Genomic DNA, 17,948 nt, shown 5'->3' with positions numbered 1-17,948 from the left:
CGACGCTATAGCCACTCGTAGTCCGCTTCGTTTACTTTGCGAGTGCGGCGACGGTACTCCACAGTAAAACCGGGCCAGAGCGTGGTGATTTTACCACTTTTGGTTTGATACCAGCTCTGGCAGCCGGACTTCCATACCGAACGTTGCAAGCGCTGTTGCAACGACTCGTTGAACAGTCTTTGCGCCCGGGAGCGCAGGTGAATCTGCTTGACTCCCAGCTCGCGGGCTTTGTCCATGGCGTCGAGAATGTAGTTAACCTGTGACTCGATCATAAATATCATGGAGCTGTGACCGAGGCCGGAATTGGGGCCGACTACCATAAAGAAGTTGGGGAAGCCGCTGATGGTGACGCCCAGCATCGCCTCCGCACCGTCTTCCCAGGCCTGATTGAGGCTGACGCCTCCAAGCCCGATGAGGTCGAAAGGAATGACGGCTTCCGCAGCCTGGAAACCGGTGGCGAGGATAATGGCGTCGAAATCATACTCTGTTCCGTCCTGGGTTCTGACGCCGGTTGCAGTGATGGCGTCGATAGGCGTGGTCTCCAGAGTGACGTCCTGACGCCCCAGCGTCTGATAATAGTCATTGGAGATCAGAACCCGCTTGCAACCCAGGGTGTATTGCGGCGTTAATTTGGCTCGCAACACTGGGTCTGGCGTTTGACGCGACAGGTGCGCGAGGGCCTTTTTCTCCACCAGTTTCATGATGCCGGGATGCAGCACAAACCCCATGACGCGCCACTCCAATACCCAGTAAATCACCTGACGACTGAGCCACAGTAAGAACGGATAGCGGCGATACAATGACCTTTCCATTGGACTGATCATGCGGTCCGGTTTGGGCAGTATCCAGGGAGGGGTGCGCTGGAAGACAGTGGTGTGGGCGGCCTGCGGCGCAATATTTGGCAACAGTTGAATGGTGCTGGCGCCTGTGCCGATGACGGCGACTTTTTGGGCGGTCAAATCGTAGCTGTGGTCCCAGCGGGCGGAATGAAAGATCTTGCCAGTGTAGGATGATAAACCCTGTATATCCGGTTGCGCCGGGCGGCTGAGCGCGCCGACGCCCGAGACCAGAAAGCGCGCTTGCAACCAGTCTTCGCCGTTTACTTGTACGCGCCATTGATCTTCGGTTTCATCGAACTCCGCGCGAGTGACTTGTTGATTGAGGCGAATAAAGGGACGCAGGCCAAATCTGTCGGCGCACTGTTGCATATAGGCCCAGATTTCCGGTTGCGAAGCGAACATGCGGCTCCAGTCCGGATTGGGTGCGAAGGAAAATGAATACAGGTGTGAGGGAACGTCGCAGCCGGCGCCAGGGTAAGTGTTGTCGCGCCAGGTTCCGCCAATGTCGTTGGCCTGTTCCAGAATCACAAAGTCTTCAATGCCGGCCTGCCTTAGCCGTATTCCCATACAGAGTCCCGCAAAACCGGACCCGATGATGATGACATGGTGACGCGCCGCTTCGCTCATGAGCTACCCCCTGCGAAATATCTTTGTTATTTTGTTTGCGCCGGGCTCCGTTGAGGCTTCGCTTTCGCTGTGAATGACGAGGCGCCAACAGACCTTGGTAAACTCAAGGATAGGTAAGTCTCCCGCTAATTGGCAGCCCCTTTGGGGTGATCGGCGCGGCGGCGATTTGAAAGAGATCACACAATATGTCAAAACAAACTCTAAATATGAACGACAGCCTCTATCAGTACCTGCAAGTCACCGGCGTCAGGGAGAACAAAGTGCTGCATGCATTGCGGGACGAAACCAACCGACATGAAATGGCGCGCATGCAGATTGCGCCAGAACAGGGGCAGTTCCTGACCTTGCTGACGAAGCTGACGGGCGCCCGCAAAGCCATTGAAGTGGGAACCTTTACCGGTTATAGCGCCATCTGTATCGCCGAAGGCTTACCCAAAGACGGCAAACTCATCTGCTGCGACGTCAGTGAAGAATGGACCAGTATCGCCAGACGCTACTGGTGTCTGGCGGGGCTGACGGACCGCATTGACCTGCGGCTGGCTCCTGCGATGGAAACCCTTAACAAGCTGTTGGATGAGGGCCACGCGCGCACTTTTGATTTCGCTTTTATCGATGCGGATAAAACCAACTACGACAACTACTACGAAGCCTGCTTGCGGTTAATGCGTCCGGGCGGTTTGATCGCCATCGACAACGTATTGTGGGATGGCAAAGTCGCCGATCCGACAGAACGGAGTGACGATACCTGTGCGATTCGCGCTTTGAATGAGAAGCTGATGCGCGACAAGCGTATTGATTACTCCATGGTGCCCATCGCGGATGGCGTCAGTCTGGCGCGGAAAAAATAAACCTCGCATTGAGATGACTAAGCGGGGCTCGACTCGCAGCCGTATTGGGGATCGAGCCCCGCGTTCGTTAAAAAAGCTTATGATGCGGGCGCGAGACTATTCCCGCCTTGCCTGCGTCAGCGCGACAGCCACTTCTTTGCCCTGAATCCGGTCATCGTAACGGGCCACCAGCTGTACGTCCGAGTAAGGATCGAAGGCATGCAACATCACGTGGTAAACCCCTGTCTCCGGCGTGTCGTATGAGCAGGTCTCTTGCTGCGTGGTTTTGAATGGTCGGCAGTCATATTCGTTCAACGTGGGCGGTGTTCTGAATCTGACATGCATGTCTGCATCCCCTTGTCCGCCAGACATTTCAATCCTTAAGTTACGGGCGCTTTCCGGAATGTCGACATAGTAATAGTCCATCTCATCCTTGCTGCCGGAAAGCTTCGTCACCGCTTCTCCATTCATCAGTTCCTGGCTGCTGTCGGAGTTGGCTTTATAGCCAGCTTCAAAGGTAATGCCGGAATAGCTGGAGAATGCATGCAACATGACATAGTAATTGCCAGCCTGGGGCGAGCCGAAGCTGCAAATTTCTTCCTGGGTGGTTTTGTAGGGGCGACAGTCGTAAGAATCGAAGTTGGGACGGCCGCCATACTTGACGAACATGTCCATGTCGCCGCTGCCGCCAGAGATGCGGAACACCAGGTCTCTCGCGCCAGGATCGACTTTCAGCACGTAGTAGTCTTTGTCCTCCTTGTCCGCACTTAGATTACTCAGAACCTGGCCGTTTTCCAGCTCCGTATCCGGCGTGTCGGGATCGGTGGGGCCAGATGTACCTGGGTTATAGAGTTTATTGCTAGTGCAGTATTTTGAGCCGTTCTTGCTCATCCAGAAATAATTGCAGTTGCCGTCATAGCTATACCGGCCGGTTTTCACCTTGTAGCCGGACAGATAAACGCCATCCAGATGATAGAAGCTGCCGTCATATTTCAGGCTGAAGTGCTGATGGGGGCCGGTTGAACTGCCGCCATTGCAGAGCGCCTGAGAGCGGTTATTGGCGTAGTTCGCCAGTTTCTGGTTTTGCGAGACACTGGTGCGATTCTGGAACTGGACATTGTCCAGGTGGTAGTACGTGGTTGACCAACCGCCGTCGTGCAGTACTTCCACGAAGCAGGAAGAATGCCGCACCGCCGTACCCGCGGCGGAGGCCACCGCCCACTTGGTGGACGTATCCGAGCCCCAGGAGCCGCCGTTGTTCATATCCAGGGAAGACAACGGATAGTTGCCGCTGCCTGTATTGGTATGCGCGCCGCCAAACCACCAGCTCTGATCGATCGGGAAGGGGAGCTGAAGCATATTTTCCGGAGGAACCAGCTTTTTCGAGTAAGCGGAGAAGCGGCTGACGCCGGGAGGTTCCGCGCTTTCTTGCTCCTGTGGGAACAAGCGCTGGTAGACGGTTGCAAATTCATCGGCGTCGCCTGCGGCATTGTTCATCAACGCGCGGGAGAGTGCGCGTGTGGCGATGTCCTCGCCGCTGATGGAGAGGCTGTTCTGCTCCTGGTTTACCGTACGGTAATAAGATCTGGCCAGACGCATGGCGATATCTTCAACCTGAGCGCTGAAGCCATCCCGCTCAGACAAATCCCCAAGGGGACGTTGCAGGGAGGCGGTGCGTGCGCCGCTTACCAGGCCAGTCTGCATTTCTATCAGGGTTAACAACACTTTAGGGCTCACGGTGCTATAACCGGCCCAGTGTGTAATGACTTCGGTCTGATCCAGTAAATGAGGAGCATTCCGTTTCAGGTAGGCGGCGACATCGAAGGTCAGCATCTCTTGATAAGAATAGATAAACTGCTCGTCCGAAATGATATCTCTGCTATCGTCGGAATGCGCCAGGAGGGGGAGTGCTGAAAGCGCGCAGACGAAGATAGATCCGATACTCTTTTTCATATAAATTCCCTTTAAAGTTAATGAGTTGAACGCAGCTAGCAAAGGCTGGCCGGTTTAAACGCTGCGCGCTAGGAAGCGCAGCCGAGCGGTCTGTTTCTCAAATGAGAACAACTCTCAGACAGATATAAATGAAGACTAAAAAATGATCAGTTGCAAGTGTCGGACGCGGGTTGGGAATGGTTTCAAACTCCCAGCCGTTCATTTAATCGTTAGGAATAGGCGTCCTCTTTTGCACAGGAATGAAGACTAGGGTTTATAAAAAAATCCGGCAATCCGGTTGAAATACCTGAACAAAATATACGGGGCGCTTAATTAAGCTAAGCGGCGTAAAGTCGGACAAAAAAATCGGATGAAGAAATATGAGCGGCGAAGCTGAACAGATGAAATTTTTATGTCTGAAGCATACGGATGCGGATATCGCCAAGGAGTTGTTCGACCTGTTTCAATCCGCTTACCGGGTAGAGGCGGATCTGATTGGCGTTGACCTGTTTTCGCCATTGCGCAGAACAACTGCTGATTTCATGGCAAGTTCTACGCAGTTCTTGGGGTATCGAAGGGAGGCTCGGCTGGTTGCGGCGATGGAGCTGGAGCAGCAGGGTGAGTGGCTGAGCATTGACAGCCTGGCGGTCGCCCCTGATATGTTCCGGCAGGGATACGCCAGAGGGTTGCTGGAATATGTTTTTACGCATAGCGATCAGTTTGGGCGTCCAATAGGAGCGCGGGTGTCCACCGCCGAAGCGAACGCACCCGCCATCGCCCTGTATGAACGCTTCGGGTTTCAGAAAGGGCGGAGTCGCCGAACGGAGGAAGGGATATCTGTGGTATCCTTTGACGTCCTGTTTTGAGGTCGGCTCCAAACATATCTTCATTAATTATTCGTCGCGCGATGGATGCGCATTTGAAATCAATCCGTCCGCTATTTGTATCATCGGGTTTTCTTTAGGCAGTTTTTATCTCATGAAGTATCGGTTCCACACGCCGCTGGATGCGCTCAAGGCGTTTCCTGGAAAGTATGAAATCCACATTACCGTCGTCGCTCGCGATCAAGTCGTGCTGCAGCGTTTTGTCGACTTTTGCGCCGCGAAAGAGGCGAAAGCCATCGTTATTCAGTTGTCTTCCGGTCAGCATTGTACGCAGCCCATGTTGTGCAAGCGTTTGAGCGGGGCCCCGGAGTGGGTGTGGGGGCAAATTCAGGAGCTTTGCGACGGGATGGCGAGTGAGGGATTTTCTATCGAGCGACTGAAAATCGAGGCGGCGATAAGCAACGCCAATGTCCCTCAGCATGACGAAGCGGCGACGCAATTGCCTGATTATTGTTACTTCGAACACCATCTAAAGCTTCGCCTGCCGGCGGATTATGATCTCATCGCCTTGCGTGAGACGGTGCGTGAGTACCGTGGACGACTTTCCTCCAATGCATTTTGGCGCGATGAGGAGCATAGGGAGCAGTTCGTCACTCAACGCATACGCGGGGGGCTGGGCAAGGCGGGAGATGTGCTGGGCGCCTTGCGCACTTTTTTATTGGACAATGGCGTAGAGATTGTGAAAGACATCCGCGAATTCAATATCTATGACAGTAACATCGGGCTTGACGTTGGTTGGGATGGGGCCAACACAGGAACGCGCTCATGACGGAGACGCCGATGGCCCTGACGGAAGAAGCGCGAACTCTTATCGCTATTGAAACTGTGCTGGCGCGTTTACGCAGTCTGGCGCAGGCTGACCGTTTTGTTGTTCGAGGGAGTTTCGTCTCGCGCTATTGGAGCGGACCGCAGCCGAGAGCCTGTAAGGACCTGGATTTATTGTATCTGGGGGACTATGCCCCGGACTATTTCACGATGTTGATGGGGCGGCTCATGACGCAGGCGGACGCCTCTCCCTGCTGCTTTAACTCGGATACTTTGCTGGCGCACCCAATCTGGCAGGACAGTATCTCTCCCGGTATTCGCTTTACCTGCGAGTATGCGGTTTACGGTGTTGAAGGAGCGCTGCAGGTAGATATCGCCGTTGGCGATCCGTTGACGATTCCTCCAAGGATCGTTGAGATTCCCTCTGTGCTGAATAGAGGCGCAATGATCGCTGTACCCGCTGTTGCTGTTGAGATCGCCGCCGCCTGGAAGCTGCATGGGCTGTTTGAGCATATGCATGGCGGCTGGATGTCGAAGACCCTGTGGGACCTCTATCTGTTCTGCAAACACAACTCGCTGGACCCCATACGGCTGCGGGAAGCTATTCATGTCGCCTTTGAAAGTCGCATGGATCCATTGGCGATTCTGCGTCGTCTGCTATACGGCGATTTTGGCCGCAGCAAGAAATCCCGTAGAAGCTGGCGCAGCCTGATGGCGGAATATCCGAATCAGCGGATTGAGCCGATGGAGCTGGTGTTGGACTGGCTGCAGACTTATCTCGACCCCGTGTTGCAGTTGAAGAATGACGGTACCTTGCTGACCCAGTCTGAGGTGATCACCTATCGCGTGAAACTGCTGAAGGAAGACGGTTCGGAAGCGGCGCGCAAGAAGCTGCGCACCCTGCAGCAGAAACGCAAACTGCTGCCGTACAAAGCCTATACGTCCATCCCCCATCTGCCAGGGTCGCGCACTGGCCTTGCGGATAAACATATCGACGTCAATAAGGCGGACATGTTGACCTCTCGACAACGTTATCCCGACGATGTGGTTATCGTGCAGGAAAAGCTGGACGGCTCCTGCGTGGCGGCCTTGCGAACGGATGACCGGGTTCTGGCGTTGGGACGCGATGGCGATCTGGCGGATGAGTCCCCCAATCCCGCGCGAAGACTGTGGGCGGAATGGGTGGAGGAACATCAAGCTCGTTTTCTTGATGTGCTGGAGCCCGGCGAAAGGCTGGTTGGCGAATGGCTGGCCCTCGTGCATGGAACCCGATACCGGCTGATGCATGAACCCTTTGTTCCCTTCGATATTTTTACTGCGGACAATCAACGTTTGACCCACGCGGAGTTTCTGCGACGCGTAACCCGAGCAGGATTCACCCCCGCTCACACCCTCCATGTCGGCGAACCCTGTTCCATTGATGAGGCGCTGCGGCTATTGGGCGATGGCGCGCACGGATGCGTGGACGCGCCGGAAGGCGCCGTGTGGCGTCTGGAGCGGGGAGAGCAGGTGCTGTTTTTAGGTAAATTCGTGCGTCATGGTAAAACCGATGGGGCCTATCTTCCAGAAAACAGCGGATGTCCGGCGCTATGGAACTGGCATCCTTATCTCCCTGCTTTCTATGAAGAGGGCGTTCAGGAAACGGCAAGTAAAACTGAAAATGGTGAGACGGATTAACTGCGGTTTGGTAATGGCTTAATGAAATCATTGGATCAATTGGTGAAAGGCAATCGTCGCATTCGCGTCGCCGGATTTGACGACGCGCCTTTTTCACGGCGGAGAGGATCGCCAGTCAACGTGGCGGGAATTATCTGCGCAGATGGCGAATTTGAAGGCATGCTTTGGGGAACGGCGACCAAAGATGGCGATGACGCCACGGACTGCCTGATCGCCATGCTGACGAACAGCAAGTTTTATGATCAGGTCGGTGTGGTGCTGACGGATGGCGTCGCTATTGGCGGATTCAATGTCATTGATCTGCCCAGGTTTTGCGAAAGCGTGCAGCGTCCCTGCATCGCGGTCATGCGCAAGCACCCTGATCTGCAGGCGATTGACAAGGCGTTGCGCAACTTTGACGACTATGAGCGGCGGCGCGATCTGATTCGCGCGGCGGGAACCATTTTCAATAACGATTTCTGTCACTATCAGGTTGCGGGCTGCGACCCGGAAACCGCCAGTAAAGCCTTGGTAAGACTGACCACCAAAGGCCGAGTGCCAGAGGCTTTGAGGCTGGCGCATATTATTGGTTCGGCGGTAATGACCGGCGAAAGCGGTCGGAGGGCCTGACGTCAATGGAAAATGTCGTGACGCAATGGTTTGGCGACGCTTTCTCGCACCTGCACCCATTGCTGCATAAACTACATCGCGAAGGCGGAACGCTGACAGGACCGGTGCAGGTTGAATACGGGCCGGGGTTGGCGGGTTGGATCGGGCGTCGCATCGCAGGGAAGACCGGCGCGCCGCAGACGACAGGAATGGTCGGTTTTTGTGTTGAAATCCGCCATACCGGCGATGCGTTGGTGTGGAGCCGCACCTTTGAGTCCGGCGCACAGATGCACTCGCTATTTCGCCCACATGGCGCGTTTCCTGACGGTTACTGGAGCGAATCCACCAGTGGCGTGGAATTGCGTCTGGGCGTGGACATCCGCGAAGGCGGCTGGCGCTGGGTCCCACTGCGATGCAAGGTGCATGGCGTCCCTTTGCCTTTATGGCTGGTTCCTCGGACGGACGCCTATAAAACTGTAGTGGGCGACCAGTATCGGTTTGCCGTGACCCTGAGTCTTCCCGTGCTGGGAAAACTGATGAGCTATTCTGGAGACCTGCGTCTGGGCGAATATCGACGACCCGCGTAAGCCTCTGTCTCACGCGGCGCTGATACGTCATTATCTGCTGTCTTAATGCGCTCTTAACCCCACCTTTTTTAAGCTCTCCCACAATGAGACAGGCCGCAGCAGGCGCTGTGGTAGTGAATATCGTTGTGGGAGGTGAGAATGGAGAATTTACAGGCGCGTTTTGATGCGGTGGGTGTCTGGCTGGAAGTGATTGACCTGAGCGTGCTTGCCGCGCTATGCGTCGTGGCGGCGGGGGTATGCTGGGATATGGCGCGAAAGCGATGGGGGCCTTTGCGTGAGAAGTTCGCCAATATCACTGTCGCCATCGGTAATATTCTGTTGGAGAGAACGCTATATGGCGCGGTTTTTCTGATTGCGCTGTGGCTGGTGGAACCGTTGGCGTTGTGGCGTATACCGATGAATGGCTGGACTTGGCTGTTGGCGCTTCTGGCGGCGGACTTGAGTTACTATTGGATGCACCGAATCGAACACAAGGTCAGATTTTTCTGGACGGTCCATAGCGTGCATCACTCTTCGGAGCGCTTTGACTTCAGTACGTCCTTGCGTCTTTCCTGGCTGGAGGGTCCGGTGGAGTGGATCTTTCTGGTTCCCATGATGTTGCTCGGGTTTGACCTGGTACAGACGATTGTGGCGTTTTTTGCGGTTGTGGCCTATCAATCCTGGATTCACACAGAAAAAGTTGGGACGCTCGGCTGGCTGGATCGTGTCTTCAATACGCCGTCTGCGCATCGGGTCCATCATGGCTCTCACCATCCCTATCTGGACAAAAATTTCGGCGGCGTGCTGATGATTTGGGATCGCCTGTTCGGGACCTATCAGGCGGAGGTCACGCCGGTGCGTTATGGCCTGACTGAGCCATTGGCGTCCCGCAATCCCTTTATACTGGTGTTTCATGAAGTGGCGGCGTTATATTCGGATTGCCAAAGCGCGCTGTCATGGCGTGATCGGCTACAGTTTTTGATCAAGCCCCCTGGCTGGAAACCGGACTCTCATGCGCATACTGATCATTGAAGACGACCGTCACTTGGCCGCTGCCATCGCCGACTATCTTGAGCTGCAGCAGGCGGAGTGCGATTTCGCCTTCAATGGGGCTGTCGGGTTGCAGCGTGCGACGCAAGACAGGTTCGATGTCATCATTCTGGATTTGATGTTGCCGAAAATGAACGGCTTTGATCTGTGCCTGGAGCTGCGACGGCAGGGGATATTTACGCCGGTGCTGATGCTGACCGCTTGTGATGCGGATGAAGAGCAGTTGCAGGGATTTCGCAGTGGCGTCGACGACTATGTCGCCAAACCTTGCGCTATGCCGTTGCTGTGGGCGCGTTTACAGGCGCTGACGCGACGGGCGTCGAAGCAGGGGGAGACGCTGCGGGTGGGGCCGTTAGAGCTGCGCTTGGGAGAACATCGCGTGATGCGAGAGGGGCGCGAGCTAAAATTGACGCCAACCGGTTGGAGGCTGTTGGTGACGTTGATGCGACGCAGTCCCGACGTGGTTTCCCGGGAGGAGCTGGAAAGCGCCGCCTGGCCCGGGGAAGAAGTAGACCCAGGTAACTTCAACGTACAACTGCACCAATTACGTAAAGCCGTGGATAAGCCCTTTGCGCAGGCTCTGATTCATACCGTTGTCGGCGTCGGCGTATGTATTCGGGAAGACAGCGCCTGAGCGTCCCTTGCCCGGCGCTGTAAAACCTTAAGGGTTATTACGGGCGTCCCAGCTGCCGCTTGGGCCGATCATTCTTGAACGACAGAAGACGCAGTGAATCTTGTTGTAGCGGTAACCATTACTGGCGAGCATGTCCAGGGCGTGCTTGAGGTTGACGCCGCCCATCAGTTTCCGATTGCGTACGGTCAGTACATCAAACTTGGGAAACGGGGTGGGACACAGGCGTTGGACTTCCGCCATCATTCTCGCGTCGCCGCTGTTTAAGGCGTCCTGACGCAAAGTGATGAATGTCCGGTTGCTGTCTATATCCCGACTGATGCTGTCGTAGGTTTCCCCGGTTTCTTCTCCCTGGTATTTACTCAGGCTGTAATTTCTGACCTTTGTATTGGGCGCCAGATGTTGCAAAAACTTGGTTTTACCGCTGATGACGGAACTCAGGCCCGGGTCCAGCAATGCTTGAGTGTGAGGGCCATAGAAATAAAGCTGGGTCCATTCCGGTACGCCGATCCAGCCACCCAGACCAGGAATATTGCGCGCCCAGCCAGTCTGCTTGCCGAAATCCGGGCGGGAAATATAGCCGCCGTGAGAGGTAATAAGCAGGTTGTCCGCTATCATGCCAGTGGCGTCAGTGAATAAATACAGTTTGTCGCCTAATGGGATTTTCTTCGCCATATATAGTCCTGAAGTGTCGTTGAGAAAGTATTATAAAGATGAAATTCAAAAACCGTCTGTTGTTGGCATGTAACAATAAAAGCTGCAGTGACTTCTGCATAATTAGTATGCTTAATGAGTTTGATAACCAGATTCTAAAAAAGTTTCCTCAAGGGGATTTTTCATGAATAGCGCTTTAAACAAAAAAGCCGGTGGCGATCATACTTATTTTGGGGCTCAGTGCAGGGCTTGAATTAACTCATCACCGGTATTGTCACCAGCGAAATAGATGCGTCCTTTCTAGGCGTTTTCGAACGGTTTTTGGCCAATCATAGCGTCGCGCCGAAGCCAAGAAGAGTGGATATTAAAGCGGAGAATAATTGCTGTAATGTCTATTATGCTTTGGTGGGAAAACCTTACTGTTTTGTCATTGCGCTAAAACGAAATACTGAACAGTGGCGAATTAAGTGAGCGTATATTGAACTTCATTTCAGGGTAAAGTTAATCATTCAACTCGCATCGATAATTCCTGAAAAGATATCCGCTTTCCTTGGTTTAAATCCAACGCATAGCTATTTGCAGGAGGAGAAACGAAATCAATCCGTATAATCCGTCTATCGTCATCAAGGATGGGCGTTTGAATTGGATAAAGACATTCCGGAATCCCTGGAACAAAAGTTGGATAAATTAATATCAGTCATCGGTGAAAATAGAGAAAGTCTACGCACTCTCAGTGAGTCGGCGAATATTAAGGTCATGGTGTTGTATTACGGCTACAAAGACTGGATGGGAGGAATAGCGCTGTCAGCAGAGCAGATGGCTTTGCTGGGGGGAAATTGGAGCTGCTCTGGACGTTGATATACATGCGTCGGGCCCGGATTGGCCGGACCCGTAGCGTCTAGGCGTCAGCCGTCTTTCTGCAAGGTTCAGGGCTGACGCGTTGGGGCTGATGCCGTGATAGGAGCGAAGCCTATCGATGAGGATGGGGAGCTACTTCCAAATGATTGTAATAGAAAACATTAGGTTCATTTTTCCAGGTGGCTTCTTCCGTGCCTCTTAATACCGCACCACATGTATAAACCTTACAGAGCTTATTCAGTCCGTCAAACTTCTTGGTGTTAAGCCTGTCCACATAGCCGCCTACAGCATTTACTTTGACACATTGGTTGGTTTGCGTTCCGATAATGACTGCGCCGGTAATGTTTTGTCTTTTTATTTCCGCTGCGATATCCAGATTGGTCTCAGGATTAAACATACTAATGTGCGGCTTTTTAACCACTTTGGCGCCGCGCACGCAGTAGTCTCTCCAAGTTCTCACTCCCACTGGCGGGGCGCCGCCAATCACGATAGGTTGCGCTCCCTCACTGAGTGCGGCGTGATCAATTTCTATTAAGTAAATCGGCATGCGCAAGGTTTGCGCTTTAGTGATAGTCGCCAATAGCGCGGCATGATTTCCGGGCGCTTGTCTTCCTTGTTCATCTATGACAAATAACGCGAGCTTCTTCCCGCCTTTTTTAACTTCATTGTTCATGGCTTCATGTAAAGAAACGGTGTTGATAATGGTCATGATAGTATCCTTGTTCCTTGATAGATTATGATTTTGATTGATCGAAACGAGATGATGTTTAATTTAAATAATGATTGGTGTTTTCAGTGTTTAGTTCGGTTTTAGGCCGGCTTATTTGCAAAGGCGTCAAATGATTGGATAACGCCTCAGAAAATAGGTATAAATACTTGAGCCCTATGGCTTATTAATAATGAGAATGATTAACAGGTATTGTTTGCAGCAAACAGTCTCCAGAGAATGACATGATGTTTAACTCACACAGGGAAAGGCCGCGCGCTCGCGCCAAGACATTGGCTCGAAGTCTCAGAGATCAATTGTGGTGGATGGGAGCGGGGTTGCTATTGGCGAGTCTCACTCTTGCTTTTATCTCTTCCTGGAACAATATGGACTGGGCTGGCGATACGTTGATGAAACTGGAGGCGCAGGCTCTGTTGCGGCAGTCGCAGCGAACGGCGGGAGCGCAGCCAGCGAGTGATGGATATCTGAGTCTGTATCAAAGCTGGGCGGCGGTGCCAGAGCATGTGCGATCGCAATTTGGCGCTGAGCCAGCTCGCGATGGCGAAGTACTGGAGGCGGTGGTTCAAAATGCTGGAGAAGAGGCGTTTTTATATTTGCTGCCATTTCAGACTGAAAGTGGCGAGCGCCGGTATTTATTAAGCCGCCATAACCGCGCGGATATCGAAACGCTGGGAGAGGAGTTTTTCAGCGCCGCACTGCTGCATTCATTGCTCACCACACTGGCTGTATTCGCGCTACTGTTTGCACTGTTTTTCTGGTTGATCCGGCGGGCCACCCAGCCCATCGCTGCGCTCAGCGCCTGGGCGCAAACCCTGGGAACTCAGGCGCGGGTGGAAGCGCCGCATTTTGAAATTGAGGAACTCAATCATCTGGCGCAGCGAATGCAGGAAGGCGTCGCCCGTATAGAGGCGTTCAATGCACGCGAAAAGCAGTTTCTAAAGCACGCCAGTCACGAAATGAGAACCCCTCTGGCGATTATCCAGGCCAGTCTGGACACCCTGGAATTGCAAACCGGCGAGGCGGGTAAGGCGTCGCTGCGGCGGGCGCAATTGGCGGGGGCGAATATGGCGTTGCTGTCCAGCGCCTTGCTATGGCTGGCGCGGGAGTCGCCGCAAACGTTAAAGAAAGAGCGGGTGACCCTGGATACGTTTTTTCACGCCATCATTGACGATCACCGATATTTGTTGACGGGTAGAAATGTGCAGGTGCGGCTGGAGCTGGACGCAGACGTGGTCAAAATCGAAAAAAGTCTGTTGCATATTGTGTCGGCGAATCTTGTTCGCAATGCCTTTCAGCATTCCTCCGACGGTGAGATTGTCTTGACGGCGAATCGCGATAGTTTACGTTTGACGAATCCGGTTAATCCTGATGACGCCGATACAAATGCAGAAGGGTTCGGTTTGGGGCTGGAGCTGGTGCGGCGTATCTGCGACAAGCTGGAGTGGCGTTTTTCGGTTGATCTGACCGAGGATGGGGCGCAAGTCAGTGTGATCTGGGCTTCGACATCGCATTCTTAAGACGATCTTAAGGTCGCTCCGGATTTAATGTAGCGGACTTCACAATGGGTTAGGGAGAGAAGATGAAAGTTGTGGCGGGTCTGCTATTTGTGTGCGCTTTGGCGGCTGTGGCGACATTGGGTGTGTTGGACCAACACAGCCTGAACTATGCGCAAAGAACCGATTTTACCTTTGACTATGACGGTGAGCAGTTGGGGGCGACTCTGTTGACGCCGGAAGGAAAAGGCCCCTTTCCTGTACTTGTATTTCTGCACGGCGATGGTCCGGTGGACCGTTTCGCCAATGGCGGTTATGTCGGCATCATGAACCAGTTGCTGGAGCGTGGCGTGGCCTGCCTTAGTTGGGATAAGCAGGGCGTTGGCGAATCCAGTGGCGACTGGCTGGCGCAAAGCATGTTGGACCGGGCGCAGGAGGCGCAAGCGGGCATGGCGGCGCTGCAACGTCAGTCGGGCGTTGATGTGGGCGCGGTCGGCGTCATTGCCTTTTCGCAGGGAGGCTGGGTGCTGTCGGAATTAGCGGGAGGCGCAAAAGGAGCGTCAAACGTCGATTTCATGGTGGCGGTGGGCGTCGCGGTTAATTGGCGCAGGCAGTCACTTTATCTGCAGCGTGAACGCATGCTCAGCGCGGGTTACAGCGAAGAACAAATCGGAACGGCATTGGCGTTCAGCGAAAAATCAGATCGCTATCTCGCGCAAAATAATCTCTCCTATGATCAGTACCTAGCGTGGCTGCGCGACAGCGCTGCGCCAGCAGGCGTACTAACGGAACCTATGTCCCCCGAACGCTATCGTTTCGTCATGCGCAACATACAAGCCGATATGACTGCGGGGCTGGCTCAGGTCAAGGTTCCTTTTCTGGGGTTGTTCGGCGAGAAAGACCGTAATGTGGATGTCCATGAGAGCATGCAGGCAATAGACGGCGCTTTTCAATCCTCAAACTGGCGGGATTACCGATTGAAGTTGTTTCCTGACGCGACGCATAGTTTGTTAAAAGCGAAGTACTTTGACTTCCAAACGCCTGAGGAATGGACATTATCTGCAGAAGCGATGTTTCTAATACTGGGACCGGACGCCTTTGCGGAAGGCTTTCTTGACTCATTGGGCGACTGGGTGATCGCAACGTCGAAGGGCGTGGAGAAAAAAGCGATTAATTAAAGGTGCAGGGGGGAATTAGTATGACTGAAGTAAAGGGCTCTTGTTTGTGTGGCGCGGTGAAATTCCAGATAGAAGGTGAAATCAAAGCGCTGACCTACTGCCATTGCAGCATGTGTCGCAAGGTCCATGGTTCTGCCTTTGGCGCATATATTGTGACCGGCAAGGACAGTTTTGTGATGTTGGAAGGCGTTGAGAGCCTGCGCAGCTATCGCTCTTCCTGTAATGTTAGTCGGACCTTCTGTGGAGACTGTGGATCGACTATTCAATTTATGCGCGATGGGCGGGATGACATTGGCGTCGCCGCTGGCGCTTTGGACGACGACCCCGGCGTCAAGCCTTCGAAACAGATCTATTGTGAGTCGAAAGCGCCCTGGCATTTGTTGCAGGAAGATATCCCGCATTTCGCAGAAAGGTCCTGAAACGCCAAATTGACGCCAAAGGGTTAACCCGAGGCTGACCCGAACGTAGATATGGGGTAGGGTATTGGGTTTGGTTGGCGTTTCCCGTTTGTATTGAGCGAAGCGCCGAATTCCGCTTTGCAATTCAGTCAGGTATCCAATGAGCCATTCGAGCAGTTCTATAGACGTCCATTCCATTGTTTATTTCTACCAAGGCGCGCCTGTCGATGCAGACGAAATCCCGGCCGGAGCCGAATACACCTGTTTTCTGCTCAATGACGAAGAAGTTACTGAGTACATGATGTTCTGTGAACACAACACAGTATTTCGTCTTCTTGGACCCGCTGAAGACGGTGATTACGCGGCCAGAGCCCTGGCGATATGGGAACATGCGTCCACGCTGGAAAATGGGGCGGAAATCAGCCCTGACGTGGTCGTCACAGTGGAAGTTCCCGATGATGCGTTCCCTCACAATATCCCCATCGGTGAATTGGAAGAGTATAAGGTTCATGCGGAATACCGGGTTGACGTGAATCCTGAAAATGGCGAAGGGGTGCTGAAACCGAATCCGGATAATGCTTTCCGTATGGAAGTCACCGATCGTGGCCCCCATCCTATCCCGGTGAAACATGTTTTCTTCAATCAAGATAAGGACGTACTGGGCATAGAGTATCCCTTGCTGGGGTTTGATGAGAAATATGGTTTTAGCGGCCCGTTTTCCTTCGTGGAACTCTCCGAACACGGTATTCAGGCCATGCGTTCTATTGAGGATGAGGACGATGACTGGGATGAGGAAGGGCAGGTCATTTTCCCAGTGGACTGTCAGGCGCGACTGCAGGAAGTCGCGCGTTTCGTTACGCCGGAGCTGGTCGCCTTCGTGGATCTCGAAGGCGTGCCCATAGAGCATGATCAAATCATGGAGCATTCCGATTATCGGCGTCACTGGTTCCATAACGATCAGACCCTGGCGATGAGCGAGCTGATCGCGGCGCGGGGCATCGCCCACACGGAAATCATCAATGTGCCGCAGGCACTGCATCAGAAAACCTTGCACGCCTACCTGCGCCGGGTTCACGCCAGTAAGGAAGCCATTTCTCTGGATGGATTGAGGGCCACGCACTATGTCGTGCTGTATGAGCCGCTGTCCCAGGAATCAACCGCTGCGGTCCCTCTGGAGGCTGGGCAGTCAAAGCTGCACAGCTCTATCTATACGTTGAAAGGCGTACAGGTAGTGTCCGAATGCATGGTGTTTGACGCAGAAGGGCGTCCTATCAAAAAGATGAGTTTTGGCAGGCCTGGCGAGAAGACGTTGATGTATGAAGAGATCTTCAAATTCGATGAAAACGGCCAGCCGATAGACTCGGAAGTCATTCATCACGACTTCGGTTAAGGCGCGGCGACTTTTTTGCTTTCTTCTTCGGTGACGGCTTGCGGCAGTCGATAGGCGCCGCGCCGAGAGTCCTCCAGATAGCGGTCGAGCAGACCGCTTTCTTTCAGCTGTCGCAGGCCTTCATTGAATTGTTTGACGCGCTCCTTGTTCGCCGGGAGAGCGCGGGTCAATATGAGATGATAGGTGGTGCTGTTATAGACATGGGGTGAAATCGTCAGCTGCGCTACGTCTTCCGGCGGGAACAGCTCATATAGCAGGGCGTAGCCTGCGTCTTTATCAGATGGAAAGACGTCAATTCTACCGCGCAGCAGTTTGGTGAAATTCACCTCGTCAGTGGACACCCGCTCAATCTGCACCCCTTCCGTGCCCTCGAATTGGTAAGAGTAACCCAGGGTGCCGCCAACGCGATAATGCTTCAGGTCGGCGAAGCTGGTCCAGGTGAAATCCGAATCCACACGATGAAAAAACACCGACTCGCCCATGACGACCGGCTGGCTGAAGTGAAACTGCGCTTCTCGATCGACAGAGGGGCTCCATAGCAGGCTGCCGTCCAGGTTTCCTGAAAGCGCTTCAGCGTAGGCGCGCTTCCAAGAGTCAAAGAACACATATTGCACGTTCACGCCCACGATGCCGAAAGCTTCCGTCACAATATGGCTGGCCACGCCATAGTGCTTGAGCGTTTTCGATTGATAAGGAGGCCACTCGCCATTGGCCAGACGCACGGTGATTCCGGCGGCGAAGGTCAGGGATGCGGACAGGGAGAGCGTAAGCGCGGCGACGCCAATGACGGTTCGATTGCTGAAATGTCGCCCCGCGTTTTTCCAAGTTCTGTTCCCGCGTTTGACGGGGAGACTTGCCTCCATG

At 53.7% G+C, this 17,948-nt stretch carries 18 protein-coding genes; 13 read left to right on the top strand and 5 right to left on the bottom strand.

All coding sequences use genetic code 11. The annotated features are described in order from the left end of the window. Positions 1-5: 5 nt before the first annotated feature. The gene (locus tag O5O45_RS14875) at positions 6-1,466 is read right to left on the bottom strand and encodes a flavin-containing monooxygenase (protein WP_305905992.1); all 1,461 of its coding nucleotides are present in this window, start codon (positions 1,464-1,466) and stop codon (positions 6-8) included. 185 nt (positions 1,467-1,651) lie between these two features. On the opposite strand from O5O45_RS14875, the gene O5O45_RS14870 reads away from it, so the two are divergent. Further along, on the top strand, positions 1,652-2,314 hold the full coding sequence (locus tag O5O45_RS14870) for an O-methyltransferase (protein WP_305905991.1): 663 nt from the start codon (positions 1,652-1,654) through the stop codon (positions 2,312-2,314). A gap of 96 nt (positions 2,315-2,410) precedes the next feature. Here O5O45_RS14870 and O5O45_RS14865 read toward each other — a convergent pair whose 3' ends face one another. Beyond that, positions 2,411-4,246 (bottom strand): pre-peptidase C-terminal domain-containing protein, encoded by a 1,836-nt coding sequence (locus O5O45_RS14865; RefSeq protein WP_305905990.1) that lies wholly within the window; start codon positions 4,244-4,246, stop codon positions 2,411-2,413. Positions 4,247-4,605: 359 nt separating this feature from the next. Between O5O45_RS14865 and O5O45_RS14860 the strand changes: the two genes are divergently transcribed. From O5O45_RS14860 to O5O45_RS14830, 7 genes are all read left to right on the top strand, one after another. Beyond that, positions 4,606-5,091 carry a GNAT family N-acetyltransferase gene (locus O5O45_RS14860; protein ID WP_305905989.1) on the top strand — a complete coding sequence of 162 codons (486 nt, stop codon included), beginning with the start codon at positions 4,606-4,608 and terminating at the stop codon, positions 5,089-5,091. A gap of 112 nt (positions 5,092-5,203) precedes the next feature. Next, complete coding sequence (locus tag O5O45_RS14855) at positions 5,204-5,878, top strand: hypothetical protein (protein WP_305905988.1); 675 nt, start codon at positions 5,204-5,206, stop codon at positions 5,876-5,878. After that, entirely contained in the window at positions 5,875-7,551 is a 1,677-nt protein-coding gene (locus tag O5O45_RS14850) for a nucleotidyl transferase AbiEii/AbiGii toxin family protein (protein ID WP_305905987.1), read from the top strand. The genes O5O45_RS14855 and O5O45_RS14850 overlap by 4 nt, the downstream gene beginning before the upstream one ends. Before the next feature lie 21 nt (positions 7,552-7,572). Beyond that, on the top strand, positions 7,573-8,160 hold the full coding sequence (locus O5O45_RS14845) for an endonuclease dU (protein ID WP_305905986.1): 588 nt from the start codon (positions 7,573-7,575) through the stop codon (positions 8,158-8,160). Between the two features lie 5 nt (positions 8,161-8,165). Further along, complete coding sequence (locus tag O5O45_RS14840) at positions 8,166-8,726, top strand: DUF4166 domain-containing protein (protein ID WP_305905985.1); 561 nt, start codon at positions 8,166-8,168, stop codon at positions 8,724-8,726. Between the two features lie 138 nt (positions 8,727-8,864). Beyond that, on the top strand, positions 8,865-9,737 hold the full coding sequence (locus O5O45_RS14835) for a sterol desaturase family protein (protein WP_305905984.1): 873 nt from the start codon (positions 8,865-8,867) through the stop codon (positions 9,735-9,737). After that, entirely contained in the window at positions 9,718-10,389 is a 672-nt protein-coding gene (locus O5O45_RS14830; protein ID WP_305905983.1) for a response regulator transcription factor, read from the top strand. The genes O5O45_RS14835 and O5O45_RS14830 overlap by 20 nt, the downstream gene beginning before the upstream one ends. Positions 10,390-10,416: 27 nt before the next feature. Here the strand turns inward: O5O45_RS14830 and O5O45_RS14825 are convergent, their stop codons facing one another. Then, the gene (locus O5O45_RS14825) at positions 10,417-11,061 is read right to left on the bottom strand and encodes a putative adhesin (RefSeq protein ID WP_305905982.1); all 645 of its coding nucleotides are present in this window, start codon (positions 11,059-11,061) and stop codon (positions 10,417-10,419) included. Between the two features lie 621 nt (positions 11,062-11,682). On the opposite strand from O5O45_RS14825, the gene O5O45_RS14820 reads away from it, so the two are divergent. Continuing rightward, entirely contained in the window at positions 11,683-11,898 is a 216-nt protein-coding gene (locus tag O5O45_RS14820) for a hypothetical protein (protein ID WP_305905981.1), read from the top strand. A 112-nt stretch (positions 11,899-12,010) separates the two neighbouring features. On the opposite strand, the gene O5O45_RS14815 is transcribed toward O5O45_RS14820, so the two are convergent. Next, entirely contained in the window at positions 12,011-12,607 is a 597-nt protein-coding gene (locus O5O45_RS14815) for an isochorismatase family protein (RefSeq protein WP_305905980.1), read from the bottom strand. Positions 12,608-12,849: 242 nt separating this feature from the next. On the opposite strand from O5O45_RS14815, the gene O5O45_RS14810 reads away from it, so the two are divergent. The 4 genes from O5O45_RS14810 (at position 12,850) to O5O45_RS14795 (ending at position 17,084) form a co-directional block, all read left to right on the top strand. Beyond that, positions 12,850-14,142, top strand: a complete 1,293-nt coding sequence (locus tag O5O45_RS14810) for a sensor histidine kinase (protein WP_305905979.1) — start codon at positions 12,850-12,852, stop codon at positions 14,140-14,142. Between the two features lie 62 nt (positions 14,143-14,204). Next, positions 14,205-15,296, top strand: a complete 1,092-nt coding sequence (locus tag O5O45_RS14805; protein WP_305905978.1) for an alpha/beta hydrolase family protein — start codon at positions 14,205-14,207, stop codon at positions 15,294-15,296. 20 nt (positions 15,297-15,316) lie between these two features. Next, positions 15,317-15,715: a GFA family protein gene (locus O5O45_RS14800; RefSeq protein ID WP_305905977.1), complete on the top strand. Its 399-nt coding sequence runs from the start codon at positions 15,317-15,319 to the stop codon at positions 15,713-15,715. A gap of 139 nt (positions 15,716-15,854) precedes the next feature. Next, positions 15,855-17,084 carry a hypothetical protein gene (locus O5O45_RS14795; protein ID WP_305905976.1) on the top strand — a complete coding sequence of 410 codons (1,230 nt, stop codon included), beginning with the start codon at positions 15,855-15,857 and terminating at the stop codon, positions 17,082-17,084. Here the strand turns inward: O5O45_RS14795 and O5O45_RS14790 are convergent. After that, positions 17,081-17,947 (bottom strand): substrate-binding periplasmic protein, encoded by an 867-nt coding sequence (locus O5O45_RS14790; protein WP_305905975.1) that lies wholly within the window; start codon positions 17,945-17,947, stop codon positions 17,081-17,083. The two genes, O5O45_RS14795 and O5O45_RS14790, sit on opposite strands and share 4 nt — an antisense overlap. Position 17,948 lies beyond the last annotated feature (1 nt).

Source organism: Hahella sp. HNIBRBA332 (genome assembly GCF_030719035.1).
Lineage (GTDB): Bacteria > Pseudomonadota > Gammaproteobacteria > Pseudomonadales > Oleiphilaceae > Hahella.
The sequence above is the reverse complement of the archived record's forward strand: the minus strand, read 5'-3'. Positions and strand labels throughout refer to the sequence as shown.

Coding starts and splice junctions, on each gene's coding strand:
- O5O45_RS14865 (WP_305905990.1), bottom strand. CDS start 4,246: ATGAAAAAGAGTATCGGATCTATCTTCGTCTGCGCGCTTTCAGCACTC.
- O5O45_RS14795 (WP_305905976.1), top strand. CDS start 15,855: ATGAGCCATTCGAGCAGTTCTATAGACGTCCATTCCATTGTTTATTTC.
- O5O45_RS14810 (WP_305905979.1), top strand. CDS start 12,850: ATGATGTTTAACTCACACAGGGAAAGGCCGCGCGCTCGCGCCAAGACA.
- O5O45_RS14835 (WP_305905984.1), top strand. CDS start 8,865: ATGGAGAATTTACAGGCGCGTTTTGATGCGGTGGGTGTCTGGCTGGAA.
- O5O45_RS14815 (WP_305905980.1), bottom strand. CDS start 12,607: ATGACCATTATCAACACCGTTTCTTTACATGAAGCCATGAACAATGAA.
- O5O45_RS14860 (WP_305905989.1), top strand. CDS start 4,606: ATGAGCGGCGAAGCTGAACAGATGAAATTTTTATGTCTGAAGCATACG.
- O5O45_RS14830 (WP_305905983.1), top strand. CDS start 9,718: ATGCGCATACTGATCATTGAAGACGACCGTCACTTGGCCGCTGCCATC.
- O5O45_RS14790 (WP_305905975.1), bottom strand. CDS start 17,947: ATGGAGGCAAGTCTCCCCGTCAAACGCGGGAACAGAACTTGGAAAAAC.
- O5O45_RS14845 (WP_305905986.1), top strand. CDS start 7,573: ATGAAATCATTGGATCAATTGGTGAAAGGCAATCGTCGCATTCGCGTC.
- O5O45_RS14875 (WP_305905992.1), bottom strand. CDS start 1,466: ATGAGCGAAGCGGCGCGTCACCATGTCATCATCATCGGGTCCGGTTTT.
- O5O45_RS14870 (WP_305905991.1), top strand. CDS start 1,652: ATGTCAAAACAAACTCTAAATATGAACGACAGCCTCTATCAGTACCTG.
- O5O45_RS14855 (WP_305905988.1), top strand. CDS start 5,204: ATGAAGTATCGGTTCCACACGCCGCTGGATGCGCTCAAGGCGTTTCCT.
- O5O45_RS14840 (WP_305905985.1), top strand. CDS start 8,166: ATGGAAAATGTCGTGACGCAATGGTTTGGCGACGCTTTCTCGCACCTG.
- O5O45_RS14805 (WP_305905978.1), top strand. CDS start 14,205: ATGAAAGTTGTGGCGGGTCTGCTATTTGTGTGCGCTTTGGCGGCTGTG.
- O5O45_RS14850 (WP_305905987.1), top strand. CDS start 5,875: ATGACGGAGACGCCGATGGCCCTGACGGAAGAAGCGCGAACTCTTATC.
- O5O45_RS14800 (WP_305905977.1), top strand. CDS start 15,317: ATGACTGAAGTAAAGGGCTCTTGTTTGTGTGGCGCGGTGAAATTCCAG.
- O5O45_RS14825 (WP_305905982.1), bottom strand. CDS start 11,061: ATGGCGAAGAAAATCCCATTAGGCGACAAACTGTATTTATTCACTGAC.